The 17,338-nt window shown below is 47.7% G+C and carries 21 protein-coding genes and 1 pseudogene; 7 read left to right on the plus strand and 15 right to left on the minus strand.

All coding sequences use genetic code 11. The features are described from left to right. Position 1: 1 nt before the first annotated feature. Together C7B65_RS29635 and C7B65_RS16020 are read left to right on the plus strand one after the other, a co-directional pair. Positions 2–427 (plus strand): annotated as a pseudogene (locus C7B65_RS29635) (putative toxin-antitoxin system toxin component, PIN family). Further along, positions 424–666: a CopG family transcriptional regulator gene (locus tag C7B65_RS16020; RefSeq protein WP_073073241.1), complete on the plus strand. Its 243-nt coding sequence runs from the start codon at positions 424–426 to the stop codon at positions 664–666. The pseudogene C7B65_RS29635 and the gene C7B65_RS16020 overlap by 4 nt, the downstream one beginning before the upstream one ends. Before the next feature lie 169 nt (positions 667–835). Here C7B65_RS16020 and C7B65_RS16025 read toward each other — a convergent pair whose 3' ends face one another. Next, positions 836–1,672, minus strand: coding sequence for a PHP domain-containing protein (locus C7B65_RS16025; protein WP_073073239.1), 837 nt, complete (start codon positions 1,670–1,672; stop codon positions 836–838). A gap of 36 nt (positions 1,673–1,708) precedes the next feature. Between C7B65_RS16025 and nei the strand changes: the two genes are divergently transcribed. Continuing rightward, positions 1,709–2,530, plus strand: a complete 822-nt coding sequence (gene nei, locus C7B65_RS16030; RefSeq protein WP_073073237.1) for an endonuclease VIII — start codon at positions 1,709–1,711, stop codon at positions 2,528–2,530. Between the two features lie 21 nt (positions 2,531–2,551). Then, on the plus strand, positions 2,552–2,827 hold the full coding sequence (locus C7B65_RS16035; RefSeq protein WP_073073235.1) for a hypothetical protein: 276 nt from the start codon (positions 2,552–2,554) through the stop codon (positions 2,825–2,827). 2 nt (positions 2,828–2,829) lie between these two features. Here the strand turns inward: C7B65_RS16035 and C7B65_RS16040 are convergent, their stop codons facing one another. The 6 genes from C7B65_RS16040 to C7B65_RS16065 form a co-directional block, all read right to left on the minus strand. Then, complete coding sequence (locus C7B65_RS16040; protein ID WP_143162069.1) at positions 2,830–3,447, minus strand: DUF2721 domain-containing protein; 618 nt, start codon at positions 3,445–3,447, stop codon at positions 2,830–2,832. Positions 3,448–3,504: 57 nt separating this feature from the next. Further along, positions 3,505–4,305: a uroporphyrinogen-III synthase gene (locus tag C7B65_RS16045; RefSeq protein WP_073073231.1), complete on the minus strand. Its 801-nt coding sequence runs from the start codon at positions 4,303–4,305 to the stop codon at positions 3,505–3,507. Between the two features lie 80 nt (positions 4,306–4,385). Beyond that, positions 4,386–5,135 carry a uroporphyrinogen-III C-methyltransferase gene (gene cobA / locus C7B65_RS16050; protein WP_073073229.1) on the minus strand — a complete coding sequence of 250 codons (750 nt, stop codon included), beginning with the start codon at positions 5,133–5,135 and terminating at the stop codon, positions 4,386–4,388. 56 nt (positions 5,136–5,191) lie between these two features. Next, positions 5,192–6,130, minus strand: a complete 939-nt coding sequence (locus tag C7B65_RS16055) for a homogentisate phytyltransferase (RefSeq protein WP_073073227.1) — start codon at positions 6,128–6,130, stop codon at positions 5,192–5,194. Positions 6,131–6,189: 59 nt separating this feature from the next. Beyond that, complete coding sequence (locus C7B65_RS16060; RefSeq protein ID WP_073073225.1) at positions 6,190–6,807, minus strand: hypothetical protein; 618 nt, start codon at positions 6,805–6,807, stop codon at positions 6,190–6,192. Between the two features lie 18 nt (positions 6,808–6,825). After that, a complete protein-coding gene (locus C7B65_RS16065; protein WP_073073223.1) occupies positions 6,826–7,662 on the minus strand; it encodes a methyltransferase domain-containing protein in 837 nt (278 codons plus the stop codon). Positions 7,663–7,778: 116 nt separating this feature from the next. Here C7B65_RS16065 and C7B65_RS16070 point away from each other — a divergent pair, with 116 nt between their 5' ends. After that, positions 7,779–9,113 (plus strand): TrkH family potassium uptake protein, encoded by a 1,335-nt coding sequence (locus tag C7B65_RS16070; protein ID WP_073073221.1) that lies wholly within the window; start codon positions 7,779–7,781, stop codon positions 9,111–9,113. Positions 9,114–9,190: 77 nt separating this feature from the next. Then, entirely contained in the window at positions 9,191–9,892 is a 702-nt protein-coding gene (locus C7B65_RS16075) for a potassium channel family protein (RefSeq protein ID WP_073073219.1), read from the plus strand. A gap of 158 nt (positions 9,893–10,050) precedes the next feature. Here the strand turns inward: C7B65_RS16075 and C7B65_RS16080 are convergent, their stop codons facing one another. Next, positions 10,051–10,389, minus strand: coding sequence for a P-II family nitrogen regulator (locus tag C7B65_RS16080; protein ID WP_073073217.1), 339 nt, complete (start codon positions 10,387–10,389; stop codon positions 10,051–10,053). 247 nt (positions 10,390–10,636) lie between these two features. After that, entirely contained in the window at positions 10,637–11,230 is a 594-nt protein-coding gene (locus C7B65_RS16085) for a hypothetical protein (protein WP_073073215.1), read from the minus strand. Positions 11,231–11,510: 280 nt separating this feature from the next. Here C7B65_RS16085 and queF point away from each other — a divergent pair, with 280 nt between their 5' ends. After that, positions 11,511–11,927: a preQ(1) synthase gene (gene queF / locus C7B65_RS16090; RefSeq protein WP_073073214.1), complete on the plus strand. Its 417-nt coding sequence runs from the start codon at positions 11,511–11,513 to the stop codon at positions 11,925–11,927. Position 11,928: 1 nt separating this feature from the next. Here queF and C7B65_RS16095 read toward each other — a convergent pair whose 3' ends face one another. The 6 genes from C7B65_RS16095 to C7B65_RS16120 all read right to left on the minus strand — a co-directional run bounded on the left by C7B65_RS16095 (position 11,929) and on the right by C7B65_RS16120 (position 17,230). Then, positions 11,929–12,315 (minus strand): ribosomal maturation YjgA family protein, encoded by a 387-nt coding sequence (locus C7B65_RS16095; RefSeq protein ID WP_073073212.1) that lies wholly within the window; start codon positions 12,313–12,315, stop codon positions 11,929–11,931. Between the two features lie 45 nt (positions 12,316–12,360). Beyond that, on the minus strand, positions 12,361–13,203 hold the full coding sequence (locus C7B65_RS16100; protein ID WP_073073210.1) for a metal ABC transporter permease: 843 nt from the start codon (positions 13,201–13,203) through the stop codon (positions 12,361–12,363). Further along, the gene (locus C7B65_RS16105) at positions 13,194–13,979 is read right to left on the minus strand and encodes a metal ABC transporter ATP-binding protein (protein ID WP_073073208.1); all 786 of its coding nucleotides are present in this window, start codon (positions 13,977–13,979) and stop codon (positions 13,194–13,196) included. The genes C7B65_RS16100 and C7B65_RS16105 overlap by 10 nt, the downstream gene beginning before the upstream one ends. Positions 13,980–13,988: 9 nt before the next feature. Further along, positions 13,989–14,969 (minus strand): metal ABC transporter substrate-binding protein, encoded by a 981-nt coding sequence (locus tag C7B65_RS16110; protein ID WP_073073207.1) that lies wholly within the window; start codon positions 14,967–14,969, stop codon positions 13,989–13,991. A 120-nt stretch (positions 14,970–15,089) separates the two neighbouring features. Then, on the minus strand, positions 15,090–16,490 hold the full coding sequence (locus C7B65_RS16115; protein WP_073073205.1) for a cytochrome c biogenesis protein: 1,401 nt from the start codon (positions 16,488–16,490) through the stop codon (positions 15,090–15,092). Positions 16,491–16,492: 2 nt separating this feature from the next. Continuing rightward, positions 16,493–17,230: a cytochrome c biogenesis protein CcdA gene (locus tag C7B65_RS16120; protein WP_073073203.1), complete on the minus strand. Its 738-nt coding sequence runs from the start codon at positions 17,228–17,230 to the stop codon at positions 16,493–16,495. Between the last annotated feature and the right edge of the window lie 108 nt (positions 17,231–17,338).

Consider the following 17,338-nt stretch of genomic DNA (forward strand, 5'->3'; position numbering starts at 1 on the left):
AATGTCTAATCCGCAAATTGTTATTGATACGAACGTCATCGTTTCTGGGTTACGCTCTAAACGCGGAAGTGCCTTCAGATTACTTACGCTTGTAGACACGGGACTTTTTGACATACACCTCTCTGTCCCATTAGTTTTGGAATACGAAGAGGTACTGTATCGATTGTAGAGACTTCAGATTAATCAAACGGTAGCAAACGACCTGCTCGGTTTTCACTGCGCTGTGGCTAAACACCATCAAATCTTCTTCTTGTGGCGACCTTACCTTCCCGATCCTAAAGATGATAGGGTTCTCGAACTAGCAGTTAAGGCAGAATGTAATTACATCATCACCTACAACCTTCGTGATTTTGTCGACGTGAAGCGGTTTGGGTTACAAGCTCCCGAACCTGCTTTCTTTCTACACCGCATTGGAGCTTTGCTATGAGTAGCCTGCAAGTGCAATTGTCAGATTCGCTTTATAAAGACTTACAAGTAGTTTCGCAGCGACAAGGAATTTCGGTTGATCAGTGGGTTGCGATCGCCATTGCAGAAAAAATGGCTGCGCTGATGGGTGTAGATTATCTAGAAGAGCGAGCCAAGCGGGGAAGTCGGGCAAACTATGAAGCAGCCTTAGCCCAAGTCCCAGACATTGAGCCAGAAGCACATGACAGACTGCCCAGATAACTAGCTCAACGTTGGGTATTTAGCTTGTCTACAAAAAACCCCCAACCTAAGCCAGGGGTGAATCATCAGGGTGCATCTACCATTCCTCTATCCTCACAAAACAGTGAGCTTTCCGGAGGAAACTCGATCGCATCCATAAAGTTTTCATAAAGACAAAACTCAGTCGTCATCAGGCTTTTAGGCTTCTCTGTTGACTGGCAGCTTGTTTAATCGGCTCCAGCAAGTCTAGCGAAAGATGCAAACTGTTGAGAGACGAGTAATCAGCGCGTTTGGTTTCAAGATTGGGGCCGTGATAGTCACTGCCGCCTGTCATCAGTAATTGATACTCTTCACACAGGGCTTCGAGCCGCGCCACCTGTCTGAGTGTGTGACTAGGGTGAAAGACCTCAATGCCCATCAACCCAGCCTCGACGAGTTGAGGCAAAATCTCTTCAACATAGCCACCCCGAAACAGACAAGGATGTGCCCACACGGGAACTGCCTTGCACGCTCGCAGCAGTTCTATGCCGTCCTCGCTGTCGAATTTTTCATAATGCACATAGGCAGGTTTATCGTCACCGAGAAAGCGATCGAACGCCTCGCGCGATGATTCGACATAGCCCGCCCGCACCATTGCCGTCGCAATATGAGGACGACCCGGAGCCATACTTTCTCCCATTTCTGGCAACTCAACGGGGTAGCCTAGATCGGCTAATTTTTCGACAATCTTCTGCGATCGCCGTTTGCGTCCTTCTAGCCGTTCATTCAATGGCGCGGACAGTAGATCACGATCGGGGTAAAAGCCCAAAATGTGGAGCGATCGATCGTTGCAAACAGTGCTGAGTTCCAGTCCAGGGACAATTTCGAGTTGGTCGATCGCGGCGGCAAACGCTTCATCCCAACCGCCCATCGTGTCATGGTCAGTGATCGCTAACGCCTGAACTTTTCGAGCGATCGCGGCGTTGACTAGCTCAGTCGGGGTGAGAGTGCCATCAGAATAGGTTGTGTGGCAGTGAAGTTCTAACATACTTCTATTACAACACTTCTTTTTTAGGTCGTCGCAATGCCTGAAGGCCCAGAAATTAGACAAGCGGCTGACGAGATAGCAAAGGCATTGGTCGATCGACCCGTGACCGAGATTTTCTTTGCCTTCGATCGGCTCAAATCGTTTGAGGACATTTTAACTGGGGAGAAAGTCACCGCCGTCAAAACACGCGGAAAAGCGATGGTGATTTGCTTTACGATTCCGCTTTATATTTATAGTCACAATCAGCTTTATGGTCGCTGGTATGTGCGAAACTTGCAGTCTTATCCGACTACGAATCGACAGTTGAGATTAGCGATTCACAACTCAAAAAAATCGGCGTTGCTCTACAGTGCATCTGACATTCAGGTGTTAGATGAGCATGAGTTGGCGACCCATCCGTTTCTCAGTCGAGTTGAGTTGGATGTGTTGGATCAAGCTGTTACCGTTGAGCAAATTGTCGATCGCTTTCTTGACAAACGCTTTCACCGTCGTCAACTCACCTCATTATTGTTAGATCAGCATTTCTTAGGCGGATTGGGCAACTATCTTCGCAGCGAAATCTTATTTGTTGCAAAAGTGCATCCGTCTTTACGTCCCCTAGACTGCGATACTGGACAGATTCATGCTTTGGCGCAAGCGGTTTTATCGGTGACGCACCAGTCTTATCTGACAAAAGGCATCACCAACGATTTGCAAATTGTTGCCCAACTTAAAGAGCAAAAATATAAACGCAGTGACTATCGGCATTATGTCTTTGGTCGTGAAGGGAAACCTTGTTTTTTGTGCGGTACGGCGATCGTCAAAGAAATCTATGCAGGTCGGCGGCTCTATTTTTGTCCTCGGTGTCAAGCGCTTTAACGTTTCTACAAAACTGAATCTATGCAGCTAGTTAATGTAATGCAAACACTCTTCGATCGTCCGCCAATTCCCTTTGATCCCAATCGTCAGTCGCTTAAAAGTTGGGCAAAGTTTTGCTTACAAGATCGGGGGTTTAAAGTGGTTTACGCTCAAAACGCAGATTTTGCCGTTGAAACCAATACAGGCGAAAAAGTCTACTTCAAGGTCAACACTAGTGCTGAGAATCTAGACCCCAAAACAGGATGGATTGTCGTAGACGAATCGGGTCAAAAGGCAACGGTGATTGCGCCAACGTAGGCTTATGCAGATCTGTCACGTTCACGAATTAAATGGGTGTGAAAATCTTTGGTAAATTTAGGATTGCGCGATCGAGCAATCTGTATCGAGCGTTGCCCTGCCCGATCGTGGCGCAATTCAATCATGCCTTTAAGTTCTTGCCAAAAAGGACGATCGGACTTGTGTAAATCGAGCAACAGCAGCGTCACACTCAGCAGCAAAATGCCAATGCCGACCACAAACAGCGCCAGAGCGGTGGTGATCAGCCAAGTGGCATCAACTACCGTCCTGAGCGATAACGTGAACGTGCTGGCAACAAACACCAAAAAGGCGTAGTGAATCGAGATCGTGCCCTTTTGCGCTAGTTTGACTTGCTGCTGAAGGTGACGAAGTTGCTTTTTGAGCAGCAAGAGCCGATCGCCCTGAGACTCATAGGCTAAATGCAAAACTTGGCAATATTCCAAACTGGTGGTTTGCAAGCGGTATTCTAAGGCGCTGCGACGCAGCAATAAGCCTGCCAAAATAAAAGCACAGGCGACAATCATCAGCACTGAGTTGAGAATTAGCTGAATGAGTTGTGTGGTTTGCTCGACGCTCATAAATTCTCTCCGCACCAGGTTGGGGTGCCAACAGAATACCATAGTTTAGTACAAAAGTACTAAATGCCTTCAGATTTATAAAGACGTACGGTTCGATCGCTAGACAACCTCTCTACTCGCAAATTTCACCACAGCTTGAGTCAATCCTTCTAGGGTATATTCCTCGGCTTCTACGTCAACCCGTCCAAGTAGAGATTGGCAAGTTTTTGAGGTTTGAGGTCCGATCGAGGCAATGCCAACGTTTTCTAGATAAGTCTGCCAAGCTTCACCCAGCGAGGTTTCGACGAGTTGACAAAAATATTTGACTGTTTTAGAACTGGCAAACGTGATCACATCGACCTGACGATTTTGTAGAGCGGCTAAGGCTGCGGGGTCGATCGTCACCGGACACCCTGACTGATAAGCGGCAACTTCAGTCACTTCTGCACCTTGATCGCTAAACTCTTTCATCAGCACTTCTCGCCCCCCCGTCTCCACTCTGGGAAACAGCAGTTTTTTGCCACTCACAGGCTCCGGAAAATTCGCCACCATTGAGTCAGCCACAAATGCGGGTGGAATAAAATCTGCTTGTAACCCTCGCTGCTTGAGAATAAATGCTGTTTTCTCACCCACTACCGCAATTTTAATCGCAGATAGCCCTCTGACATCTTGCAACCGTGAAGCTAAACGCTCAAAGAAATATTCAACGGCGTTGCCAGACGTGAGAATTAGCCAATCAAACTCGTTGAGCCGCGCGATCGCGTTGTCTAGCTCTTGCCAATCAGACGGCGGCGTAATCTCTAGAGTAGGCATTTCAACTACATTTGCGCCTTGCTGTTGAAGTAGTTTGGTGAACTGGCTAGACTGCCCAGCCGATCGGGTGACGAGAATCGTTTTGAGAGAGAGAGGAAGGGTAAGCACAGCGAATAACGGGTAAAAGACTAGAATAGACCGGAACCGATCGCATCTCTCTGTTAAACGGTCGCGGGAGATGGGCAATGTTAGCGATCGTGAGTTGGGTTAGAAGTGGGCGACAAAAATGAATGTAACCCCACAACCTCGCCAATCACGATCACACAGGGCGACAGCGAATGGTTTGTGGTGTGTGACAGAATTTGTGCCAATGTGCTCACCCAAATCTGCTGCTGAGGGTGCCCTGCCCACCGAATGACCGCGATCGGAGTTTGCGGCGATCGTCCTTGTTTCTGCAATTGCTGAACGATCACGGGCAGGTGCTGTCCGCCCATCAAAATCACCAGCGTGTCGATTTGGGCTAAAGTCTGCCAGTCTAAGCGATCGGGTTCGTGAGCGCTAAGAACCGTGAAGCAGCGACTCAGGACAAGATCCGTGAGCGGAATGCCCGCCAGCAGAGGAGCCGCCAGCGCTGAGGAGATGCCCGGAACTACCTCAAATAAACATCCTGCGGCGTTGAGCGCTTGAATCTCGGAGGTCGATCGCCCAAAAATAAACGGATCTCCACTTTTGAGCCGAATAACTTGTTTGCCTTGCTGACACTGGTTGACCAGGAGGCGATCGATTTGGTCTTGCTTCATGCTAGGCTTGCCGCCCCGTTTGCCCACGTTGAGCTTTAAGCAGTGATCGGGGGCGAGTGTTAATAAATCGATATCGACTAAGGCATCATAAACGAGCACTTCTGCCTGAGTTAAAAGCCGATAACCTTTGACAGTTAGATAATCAACGGTTCCAGGCCCTGACCCGACTAGATAAACTTTGCCTACTAGGATGACCATAGCGCTGAGAGACGAGAGATAACTCTACTATCGTTGAATTTTCCGCTAAGTTCGACTCAGTGCAAAAGACAGGCGATCGCAAAAATCAAATATTCCAGAAAGAACATTTTCCAAATAAATTGATAAAACTTTGCCACTTCTCGCGGCTCGTGTAGGTCAACTTTTTGACTCCGTAACCATAGGGCACTGACCAACAAAAGATGACTCACGATCAGAAAAGGTGCATTCACTGACGGCAACCAAAATGCAGCCGCCACCATTCCTAAATAGCACGCGGTCAAGACCCACCGAGAGAGATCGAACACGGCTTTCTGACCGACTCTTAATGTAAAAGTGCTGATATTATATTGACGATCGCCCTCCATGTCAGGAATATCTTTAAAGATTGCGATCGCGAACGTAAACACCAATACAAATAGCGTCAGTGCCCACACTTTGGGCGGAATCGGAAATCCATGATTAAAGTGCAAAAATAATCCAAGATTGACGATCGCGCCCCGAACGCTAAAAATGCACAGCGATGCCCAAAAGGGAAACCGCTTGAGACGAATCGGCGGCAGTGAATAGGCCGTGCCGATCGCCAAACTCAACCCCACCATTCCTAATAGATACTGCCCTTGTAAGGCGGCAAGGAGGATCGCCAAAATGCCTGTAATGGTGACGATCGCGACTCCTTGAGTGCGAGAAAATTCTCCAGAAGCCAGTGGTAAATGCGGCTTGTTGATGCGATCGATCTCAACATCTTCTAGCTGATTAAGTCCGACGATGTAAACATTCCCACAGAGACACGCCAGCAGAGGCAGAAACCAGGAGAAAGGCTCAAAGACAAAGGGCTGATTAGCGGCAGCGATAAAATACATGCCCAAAACGCTGCAAGAAGTGCCGATGATCGTATGGGGGCGAGAGAATTTCCAGAAAGCATAAAGCCCAGGAGCGTATCTTTGAACTGGGTTTGAGACAAAAGAAACGGACGATTTTGGAGAAGTTCGGCTCATAATAATGTTTGAATTTATGAATAGATTTATATAGTGAGCGATCGCTAAATTATCAGCCTTTAGTCATATTCTGTATATCTTAGATAAAGCAGCCTTGTCTTTGAATTGTAGAGCATCCACCAGCCTGCATTTGAAGGAATTTGTCCGAACTTATTGTCTATCTTTCCTAGCTCAAAGCAGCGCAAATTATTCAAGTCATTCAAGCTTTGTAAATCGACTTCAGATAGTCTTGTCCACGGGTTTAAAGACGATAAAAAACCAGAACGTTCGCGAACGTTTTCTAGAAACCATTGTCTAATTTTTGCAAACTGGTTTGGTTTGCACACCTCAAAAAGCCGTGGTTTAGTTGGCACTGAGTCTTCTTTGACTCGAAATCTTAACCACACATCTTGACCGTCAAACACAAAAAGATATCCGCCTCCAATCTGCTGATCTCCAGTCACTTTAGTCTCAGACTCTTGATGTTGATAAAGCCAAGTGGCATCAGTTGGAGTTGAAAGATCGAAGCGAAAAATCACTATCAGTAGCACAATCAGAATCGAACTAATCAACGCGATGCTGACTAAAACGCCAACAAGAGCGAGTAAAACGTCAACGATTTTGAGATAGATATTTGGTTTTTGAGATCGACGATCGCGACGCGCAAGTCGATTGATCAACAACAGGAGTCTGTTCATTTCGCTGCGGCTTTCAGGTTACTTTGTAGCACAGACTAACCCAAATTTAATTAGCCCGCGATCGTAGCCTCGACTCATGAGTCCCAACGACAGGGCTGCCTGAATAGTCGTCCAGCCCGATGTCAACAGTCCAAAAAAGGCGGCTGGCGTAAAGGCTGAGTCAATGACGACGTTCCAAAAAGGTGCAACGGCGGTTGACCAATCTGCCGATCGCAGATCTTTGAAACCCACTTTACGAGCAATCTGCTCATACTCTGGCAGCGAAATCACATAAGGCAGGCAATAAACTCGATAAATGTCTTCTAAGTGCTTTTGCTCGTCGGCGGTGAGCGGTTGGCGATCGATCTCTCGATGACACCACGTTGCAAAAATAAAGGTGCCACCTGGTTTGAGAACTCGGTGACACTCTTGCAAAAACTTCGCCTTGTCGGGCATGTGTTCGCCACTTTCTAACGACCACACCAAATCAAAAGAATCATCAGCGAAGGGCATTTCTAACGCATTCGCAACTTGAAAGTGAGCGTTGAGTCTGGCGGATTGGGCCCGCTCGATCGCTCGATTAGCTTGAACAGGACTCAACGTAATCCCCGTTGCTTTAGCACCAAATTTCTCGGCTAAATAAAGCGAACTACCGCCAATGCCACAACCAACATCCAGAATATTGTCAGCCTGGGTGACGTTTGCCCAGCGCAACAGTTCTTCAATGAGGTCAATCTGTGCTTGTCTGCGTTCTTTGGGGTCTCGACCGTCTGTCCCATAATAACCGTGGTGCATGTGTTCTCCCCAAACCTGCTCCCACAGACTAGAAGAGGCATCATAAAACTGCTGAATTTGTTGATAGAGGGTCGAAGTCATGCCAGAAACTCATTAAAAGGCTAGAAAACAGCCTACCTTATCGACGACGATTTGATGAGTCTCTGAAGGAGGTTCGCAAGGTACACTAAATTTGCCTCCACATCCCAAACTCCTTCATGACTGTCTCCCGCACCATTTGCCTCGGATTTCTCGCCGTCATTACCACGGGAACGCTGCTATTGATGATGCCGTTCTCTCTCGCCAGTGGCGCTTGGAGCAACCCAGTGGTTGCTTTGTTTACCTCGACCTCAGCAGTTTGTGTGACCGGGCTGTCGGTCGTCGATGTCGGCAAATTCTACTCATTTTGGGGGCAGTTCTTAATCGTGCTGCTGGTGCAAGTTGGCGGACTCGGCTATATGACAGCAACGACAGTGCTGCTGCTGCTGCTCGGCAGGCGGTTGGGACTCAGAGATAAAGTTGCCATTCAACAGTCTTTAGACATCCCAGGGTTATCGGGGTTAGCGATGTTGATCCGATCGATTATCGCCACTACCCTGATTTTTGAACTCACAGGGGTCTTTTTGTTAATGCTGATCTTTGTGCCTCAATTTGGGTTTAACCAAGGGCTGTGGCTCTCAATTTTTCACAGCGTTAATGCCTTTAATAACGCTGGATTTAGCTTGTTCTCCGATAATTTAATTCAGTATGCTAAATCTCCCTTGATGAATGGCGTAATTACGCTGCTGATCATCTTTGGCGGAATTGGCTATCAAGTGATCATGGAGATGTTTTTTTGGGGGCGCGATCGCGTCTCAAACTCTGATAAAAGATCTTTTTTCACACTCAACTTTAAGATTGCGTTGAGCACCACACTAGTCTTATTAGCGATCGGCACACTCGCATTTCTCGCAACCGAATCTCGTAATGTGCAAACGCTGGGTGCTTTGGGCTGGGGCGATCAAATCATGGCAGCCTGGTTTCAGTCGGTGGTGCCACGAACGGCAGGGTTTAATACGATCGACATCAGCAAAATGACCAACGCAGGGTTATTTATTACGATCGCGCTAATGTTTATTGGCGCAAATCCGGGGGGAACGGGTGGCGGCATCAAAACAACGACGTTCCGGGTCTTGATTAGCAGCACCAAAGCCGTCTTGCAAGGCAAAGATGAAGTGCTGTGCTATCACCGCCAGATTCCGGTACCTCTGATTTTAAAGGCGGTAGGCGTTTTGGTAGGTTCTGCTATGACGGTGATCGGCGGAACAATCTTGATTACTCTCACCGATCCAGAGCTTGATTTTATTAATATCTTGTTTGAAGTGGTGTCTGCCTTTGCAACGGTTGGTCTATCCGCAGTCGGAACGCCCAACATCTCGTCCCTCGGACAGATTGTCTTAATTGGAACCATGTATGTCGGTCGTGTGGGAATTTTGCTGCTAGTCGGTGCGCTTCTAGGCGACCCAAAGCCCAGTTTTGTCAATTATCCCGAAGAAAATTTGCTGGTGGGTTAAGCTGCATGCTCAACTCGTTAGATACTTTAAAGGATAACAGGGTCACTCTTTATTTCAAATCCCTTACTAATAGAACTGTGAATCTATCTGCACTTAAATTCTTTCATGGGCTTCGGGCTGATCATAAAAACAAGCAATTTGCGGTGATTGGCTTGGGGCGCTTTGGTCGCGCGGTTTGTTCGACGCTGCACGGTCAGGGATATGACGTTTTAGGGGTTGATTCTGACATGGAGCGAGTCGATCAGGCTTTAAGCGATCGCATCGTTGCCCATTCGCGACAGCTTGACTCAACCCAACCCGCTGCCCTTAAAGAAGCCGGAATTCTTGAGCAAGACACTGTGATTGTGGCGATCGGAAACTATGTTCAAGAAAGCATTATTACGACACTCAATGTCAAAGAGGGCGGCGTTCGTCATGTGATTGCCAAAGCCTCTTCAGAGATTCATGAAAAGCTGCTCAAAAAAGTGGGGGCTGATCATGTGGTGTTTCCCGAACACGACGCGGGCTATAACCTGGCGCGATCGCTGACCAAACCCGGCATTCTAGAACGCTTTGAACTCGACCCCGAAAACAGCATTGTCGAGGTGATCGTGCCCGAAGAATTTGATAATCGCACGATCGCCGAAATAAAACTGCGCGCTCGCTATGGGCTAAATATGCTGGCGTTTAGTCAAGATGGCAAGTTTGTGATCAATCCTGACCCGATCACCATTCTTCGCAAGGGTTCAGCGATCGTGGTGATTGGGGCGAATAAGGACATCGATCGACTACCCATTTAGAACTGTGAATTAAATTAACGTCAGTTCGATGAGTTCCTTCGCCGCAATTGTTTTTGAAATGGCTGTCACTAAAAAAGAGACAACCCCAATGTTGGAGTTGCCTAATCAAGTCTGGAAAGGTGAATTTCAAAGAGTGACTTCTAAGGAATTTTGGAAAGTTAGACGGCTTCCAAATTCTTTTCCCCAGTCCGAATCCGAATTACTTGGTCAACGGGAGTAATAAAGATTTTGCCATCCCCAATTTCCCCAGTGCGGGCAGCAACAATGATTTTTTCAACCACCATATCAACCTGTTCATCTTCGACTACGATTTCGACCTTGAGCTTCTGCAAAAACTCAACTGTGTATTCTGAGCCGCGATAGCGCTCAGTTTGCCCCTTCTGTCGTCCAAAACCCCGGACTTCAGAAACCGTCATGCCCACAATGCCAGCATTGACTAATGCAATCTTGACTTCATCAAGTTTGAACGGGCGGATGATAGCCTCAACCTTCTTCAAGCGCTTACACTCCTTCTCAATTTGTCTGTATCTATCAATCTATCAGCATGACTCTTCTATCACCGTTAGCCAGAAGCGGTTTGTAACGACGACTACCCTTTGAGGTTGAAGTCATGCCTTGTGCAGATATACCCTAGAGTCTCCCACGATCGCGACTCGATTTTTTGACGAACTATTGCACGTCTATTGAGTCTAGCTATCGTTTTATCAACATTTGTGGCAGCTTGTAACGTGCTTTCAGACTTGCCTATTTATTCCCAGACGGCAAGAGGGGGCGCACAATTAAAAAGCCCGTACCAAAAGCTGTGATGACGATCGTCACAATAATTAGCCCTAACAACCAACCGTTTAACTCAGTCGGACGTTTGTCAGCCTGAATTTTGCGACGAGGCTGGCTTTCTTGCTCAAAGACTAGATGATCTGACAACAAGGGCGACTCGTTTGACTCTACTAGGTATTGCTTGGGTAGAGGAGGTGCAGGCGGACGCGCTACTGCTGGAGGAGCGCTAAATCTAGCCTCTAGGTCGGGCATCACCTCTACACGAGGGATTTGAGGCAAATCCATATTCACGGGCGGCAAATTGCTCACGACTTGACGAAGATGTAGAGTCGTCAAGGCGGCCTTCTCAACCTCTTGCCGCAGATAATTATTTTGCTTGGCTAACTGCTGGTTTTGCGCTTTGAGTGCTTCTACAGTTGATCTTGAAGCCTGAAGCTCGGCGGTCACCTCGCGGTAGAGAGAAATGGGCACAGACGGAGAATAAGCACTTGCAGATGAGACAGGTTGCCCGGATGCTTTAGCAGTCCGCGCAGAGGGTTGAGGGTTCACGTTAGAAGTCATAAATTTGCATCACCACAGTCAAACAGTCAGCAGAATCTGGAAAACTATGCCACAGAATAGCTGTAATTTAGGCAATTGAAGCAAAAATAGTCAAGAAATTTGGCAAAAATCACCCGATCGCGACAGATTTCTCTCGATCAGGTGGAAGATGACTCAGAAATTCAAAAACCGCTTGTGTGTTCGTGCTTCGATCGCGACAAGATCGCAAACAGAATTGCTACAATCAATCAGTTTTAGAATGGTCAATACTGACTGAATCCACGATCGCCAATCCACCTCTATGACTCATCCTCAAACGCAAGAAACTTCGTCGGCTCCAGGCGTTAAATATGGCGAACGCATCATCGAAGAAGGTGGACTGATTACCTTCCCCAATCCGCGACCCGGACGGCGCTATACGATCGCCATTACGCTGCCAGAATTTACCTGCAAATGTCCGTTTTCTGGCTACCCTGACTTTGGGACGATCTATGTCACCTATGTGCCCGATCAGCGGGTAGTTGAGCTAAAAGCCATTAAGCTCTATATCAACAGCTACCGCGATCGCTACATCTCTCACGAAGAGTCTGCTAACCAGATTTTGGATGATTTGGTTGCCGCTTGCGATCCGTTAGAAATCAATGTCAGAGCCGACTATACACCTCGTGGGAACGTGCATACAGTCGTTGAAGTGAACCACAAAAAGGGTGAAGCGTAATTTAAGTTCGGCGTGTCAATCGGCGTAACGTTTTCACCCCAGCCCAGCCTAAAAAGCTGCCCACAAAATAAGGGGGGAAGTCTGACCAGCCAAAGGTGTTGCCCAAAACCAATCTTCCGGGTAGGGTGGCGCGAATGGCTTGCAGAAATGGTGGCTTCCAAAGCTGAAGAAACTCGATCGCGCAGGATGTGAGGAAAACGGCGATCGCCACCCGCATCACAGACGCTTTGGGATAGCAACCCATCACCAGCAAAATCCAAAAGATCTGGTAGGTGAGACTGCCGCCGATGTCGTGTAGCCATTCCGCCCCACCCTGCGAAAATCGTACTGCATAACCTATTGGCAGGAGGGCGATCGCGCAGACGAGAAGAGCAACTCGATAAGACATGAATCTACTACGCGATCGTTGAGTTGTGACTTATTCACTGACTGCCTATGAATTTTTAGCTCTAACCAATAAGCCATGTTTAGGTGCAAAAATCATCGCAACCACAAACAGCAGCGTTTGCAGCACTACAATACATCCGCCTGTTGAGCCATCAATGTGGTAGCTGATGTAGGTGCCCATGACGCTAGAAAATACGCCGGAAGCCATCGCAATCAGCACCATGTGGTCAAAGCGATCGCTTAACAAATACGCGGTTGCCCCCGGCGTGACCAACATAGCAACGACTAAAATAATGCCAACGGTTTGCAGCCCAGCAACCGCAGTCAGCGACAGCAAAGACAGCAGAACATAGTAGAGAAAAACAATATTGATCCCGATCGATTGGGCATGAGTCGAGTCAAAGCAAAATAAAACTAAATCTTTGCGTAAAATCGCCAGCGTCACTAGGGTGATCACACTAATGACGATCGTTTGGATAATGTCAGAATCCGAAATTCCTAAGACATTGCCAAACAAAATGTGGCTCAAATCGACTGTGCTGGTGATTTTGGAAATCAGCACAATACCCAACGCAAAAAAGCCAGTAAACACCAATCCAATCACCGTATCTTCTTTAACGCGAGTTTTGGATTTGATAAACCCGATCGCGATTACAGAACCCACACCAAACACAAACGCCCCGATCGCAAAGGGAATATTCAGCACATAAGCAATCACCACTCCTGGCAGCACCGCGTGGGAGACGGCATCGCCCATCAGCGCCCATCCCTTCAAGGTCATGTAGCAAGATAGGGCAGAGCAGACTAACCCCACCAAAGCACTGACGAGAATTGCCTTGACCATAAACTCGTGCTGCAAGGGTGCGGCAAACCACTGAATCAAGTCCATTCTTGCTCCTCCTGACTACGCTGAGTTGACCGACTTTTGGCAAATCCGAAATCGCCAACTGAACCGCCAAAGGTGCGGGAAAGATTTTCTTCTGTAAACACCTCTGAAGTCTTGCCATAAGCCAGAATCGTGCGGTTAATCAACACAACCTGATCGCAGAAGGTGGTGACAGAAGCAAGATCATGGGTAGAAATTAAAACTGTATAACCCGCCTGTCGCAGTTCCATCAGCAGGTTAATCATCATCTTCTCGGTTTTGATGTCAACTCCTGCAAACGGCTCATCTAGCAGCAAAACGGTGCTTTGTTGCGCCAATGCTCGGGCAAAAAAGGTGCGTTTCTTTTGGCCGCCGGATAGCTCACCAATTTGGCGATCGTGCATCTGCCACATTTCGACTCGTTCTAAACTGTCTCGCACGGCACGCTTGTCGGGCGATCGAGGAATTCGCAGCAAATTCATGTAGCCGTAGCGTCCCATCATCACGACATCGTGGACGCTGACCGGAAAATTCCAGTCCACTTCTTCCGATTGGGGCACATAAGCCACCAGATTTTGTTTTTGTACCTGACGAATCGGTAGCCCATTAATCAGCACTCTGCCGCTGGCAGGTTTAACAAAGCCCATCACTGCTTTAAACAGCGTAGATTTTCCTGCGCCATTCATCCCCACCAGTCCGCAAATAGTTCCGGCTTTGAGTTGCAGTGAGGCACTATGCAACGCCACTTTACCGTGATAGGCGACCGTCACATTTTCGATATCAATGCTAATCTGCTCCATAGGTTTCCTCTACTTACTTTGCAAGCCCTTGATCAAGGTGTTGATGTTGTATTCCAAAAGTTTGAGATAGGTTGCTGCAGGACCGTCGGTCGGAGAGAGAGAATCGACATAGAACACGCCTGCAAATTTTGCACCTGTTTCTTTTGCCACTTGAAGCTGTGCCTCATTGCTGACCGTGCTTTCGCAAAACACAGCCGGAATCTGGTTTGCCCTCACCGTATTGATTACCTTTTCCACCTTTTTCGGCGTGGCTAGCTGTTCGGCATTGACTGCCCAAATATAAACCTCCTTTAAGCCATAGTCGCGAGCAATGTAGGAGAATGCACCTTCACAACTGACGATGTAGCGTTTATCGGAAGGAATAGTTGAGATAGCTTGGTTCAGTTTTTCGTCGATCGACCGAATCTGCTGACTGTAAGTTTTGGCATTTGCGTCATAGGTTGTCGCGTTAGCCGGATCGAGGTTTACCAGTGCTTTGCGAATATTTTCGACGTAGATCAAAGCATTTTTAGGCGACATCCAAGCGTGGGGATTGGGCTTGCCTTGATAAGCATCTTCGCCAATGTTGACGGGTTGGAATCCTTCACTCAAGGTGACATGAGAAACGTTGGGCAGACTGTTGTAGAACCGGGTTGCCCAGCGTTCCAGGTTCAAGCCGTTTTCTAAAATTAGATCAGCCCTTTGCCCTCGTTCTAGGTCACTAGGCGTGATTTCATAGCCGTGAATTTCAGCCCCCGGTTTAGTGATGGATTCGACGATCGCCTTGTCACCTGCCACGTTTTGCGCCATATCTGCCAGCACCGTAAATGTGGTGAGAATGACCTTTTTATCGTTTTGAGCAGAGGCAGCAGGGGCTTGATTTTGCTGAGTCTGAGACGGAGTAGTCTGGGCGCACCCACTTAACCACGCCCCCAACAAAAGAGTAAACAGACCAGCCTGCAAGCGTCTTAAGGAAATTGAGCCTTGATTAAGACCGAATTTATGCTTCATAGTTATTTTTCATAATTCTTTCACTTTTTGAAATCTATCATAAAGTGGCAAAGAATGAAAGAATTATGAAAAATAGGAATAATCGATCGTGCCAGTAGTCTAAACAATCCAACAATCTGCCTAAACTTCAGCTAACTGAGTGCTTGTGTCTAAGACATTCTCTCGCTCCCCAATCTGATCTAACAGTTCTAAAAACTCGCGTTCAAAAGTAACTTGAGCACGGTTTGTGTTGCCGCCAATGTAGAACTTACCGTCCTTTTGCAATGCCCAAATTTGGGAGTGAGACACATAGCTCATCATGGTGCTGATCATCAGCAAGCCAAAGCCTAGATAAACGATCGGAATCCCCGGATCAGCTTTGATTTGTAGCCCAGTGCTGCCGATGATGTCAGCGATCGCCAACGTTACGCCTTTAACTTGCACCGACATTCCTTTACGAACGGTCGAAATCAGCTTGCCATCGGTGTCATAGATGAGCAGCAGTCCTTGTAAGTCTCTCGCAATCAGAGATACCCCATCACTCAAATCAGGCTTGAGCGGAACCCAGGTGCCCCAAACTCGACTGCCGACTGCATCTAGTTTTGCCATCGGAAACTGCAAGACTGGGCTTTTGTTGAGTTTGACTTGCACCGCCGCGATCGACCAATCTGCCTGATAGAGCGTCACGCCCTTGTGTTTAAGAGGTTCGTTGACGTGAATGGTCTTACGATCGACCTCTTTACCGTCGTTATCTAAGACTGATAAGTCAGAATAAAACTGGTCAATTTCGCCCGTTGGCAAATAATCAATCCAAAAGCGATTGACTTTGACTGCCCAATCTTTCGGGAATTGGGGTTCTGCCCACGGGCCGGCATCGACAATATTGTTAATCAGAAAAGTTGACCCACTCGGAGCGACTTCTTGAGCAATGAAACCAGTCATTGCACCCACCATGCCACCGATCAAAATTAGCATCATGCTGACGTGAACGACGATCGGGCCAATCCGTCCAATAATGCCTTTACGAGCGTAGATCGTATCACCACTGCGAAACACCCGATATCGGCGTTTTTCTAATAGAGAAACGGCTTTCTCTAGTGAGGCAGAATCAAACTCAGCGCTCAATGCAAATTTCTGAAATTGTCGCGGCTGCGTGTAAAACTTGCTAGTGTTGCGCGTAAACCATCGCAGCGCAGGCAACTGTCGCACAAATGTACACGCGGTTAGACTAGAGCCAAATAAAATCAGCAGCGCCAAATACCACCAGGTGCGATAGACATGATCAAATCCAGCCGTCAGCAAAACCTTCCAGGTGAGAAACCCAAACAGGGCGGGATGTTCGGGGTAGTTTGCCTGATAAAACGCTAACGGTTGCCCTTGCTCGATGACGGTGCCCGTGATGCTAAACACGGCGATCGCTAACAGCAACACGATCGCCAATCGCAAGTCTGCCAACAGCGGCAATAGTTCTTTTTTAAAATAGCGTTTGGGAGCCGATCCCAAACCGGATAGTTTCGTCAAAAACGCACGATCTGTCGTCATGTTTAATTAAAAAAGTTAATTCTGGAGAGCAAAGAAAATACACCGAATCCCACGAGCAAACTACCGCTAACGGGATTAATCCAACCCGACCAGCGCCGCAGTTCTAACAGTTTTTTAATTGAAGCGGTGAACGTTCCAGCTAACACTAGAGGAGCCACATATCCGGCGGTATAGCACAGCAGCAAAGTTCCTCCCACCAATGGATCTTTAGTGGTCGAAATCCACGTTAGTAAAGTCGCTAAAACGGGAGTGCTACACGGAGACGCAACCAATCCAAAGGTTAGCCCGATCAGATAAGAGCGAACCCCAGCAGGCAAATCTTGCGAAATCCAATCTGTGCCGCCCCACGCAGGCAACTTTAAGGGCAAGGCTTCTAAGAGATTTAAGCCCATGATGATGGCGACGAAACTGACCACGATCGGCAGCCCAATTCCAATCTGCCCATAGACTTGACCGACTACGGTTGCAAAAATTCCCAACCCTGCGAGCGTCGTTGCCAGCCCTAATGAAAACCAGATGGATTGTGCAGCCGCTTGCATTCGGCTCTTAGTTTCATAGCCGCCAATGTATCCGATCGTGATCGGCAACATCGATAACGTGCAGGGTGTCAGACTCGTGAGCAACCCGGCAGCAAAAATCACGCCGACGCTAGTCAGAGATAAATGGGTGAGCTGGTTTGAGACTAGATGATTGGCAAACTGCTCTAGCTCATACAGATGAGTTTGAAGGGCTTCTAGCATAAGGAATTGGGGAGCAGGGCTTGCTTGACCACTCTGAATTTAGACTGAGGGCATCGACTTGATTGTTACGCTATTTCAAGCGCTCTCATATTCTACCGATCTTCTGCC

Source organism: Phormidesmis priestleyi ULC007 (genome assembly GCF_003003695.1).
GTDB lineage: Bacteria > Cyanobacteriota > Cyanobacteriia > Leptolyngbyales > Leptolyngbyaceae > Phormidesmis_A > Phormidesmis_A priestleyi_A.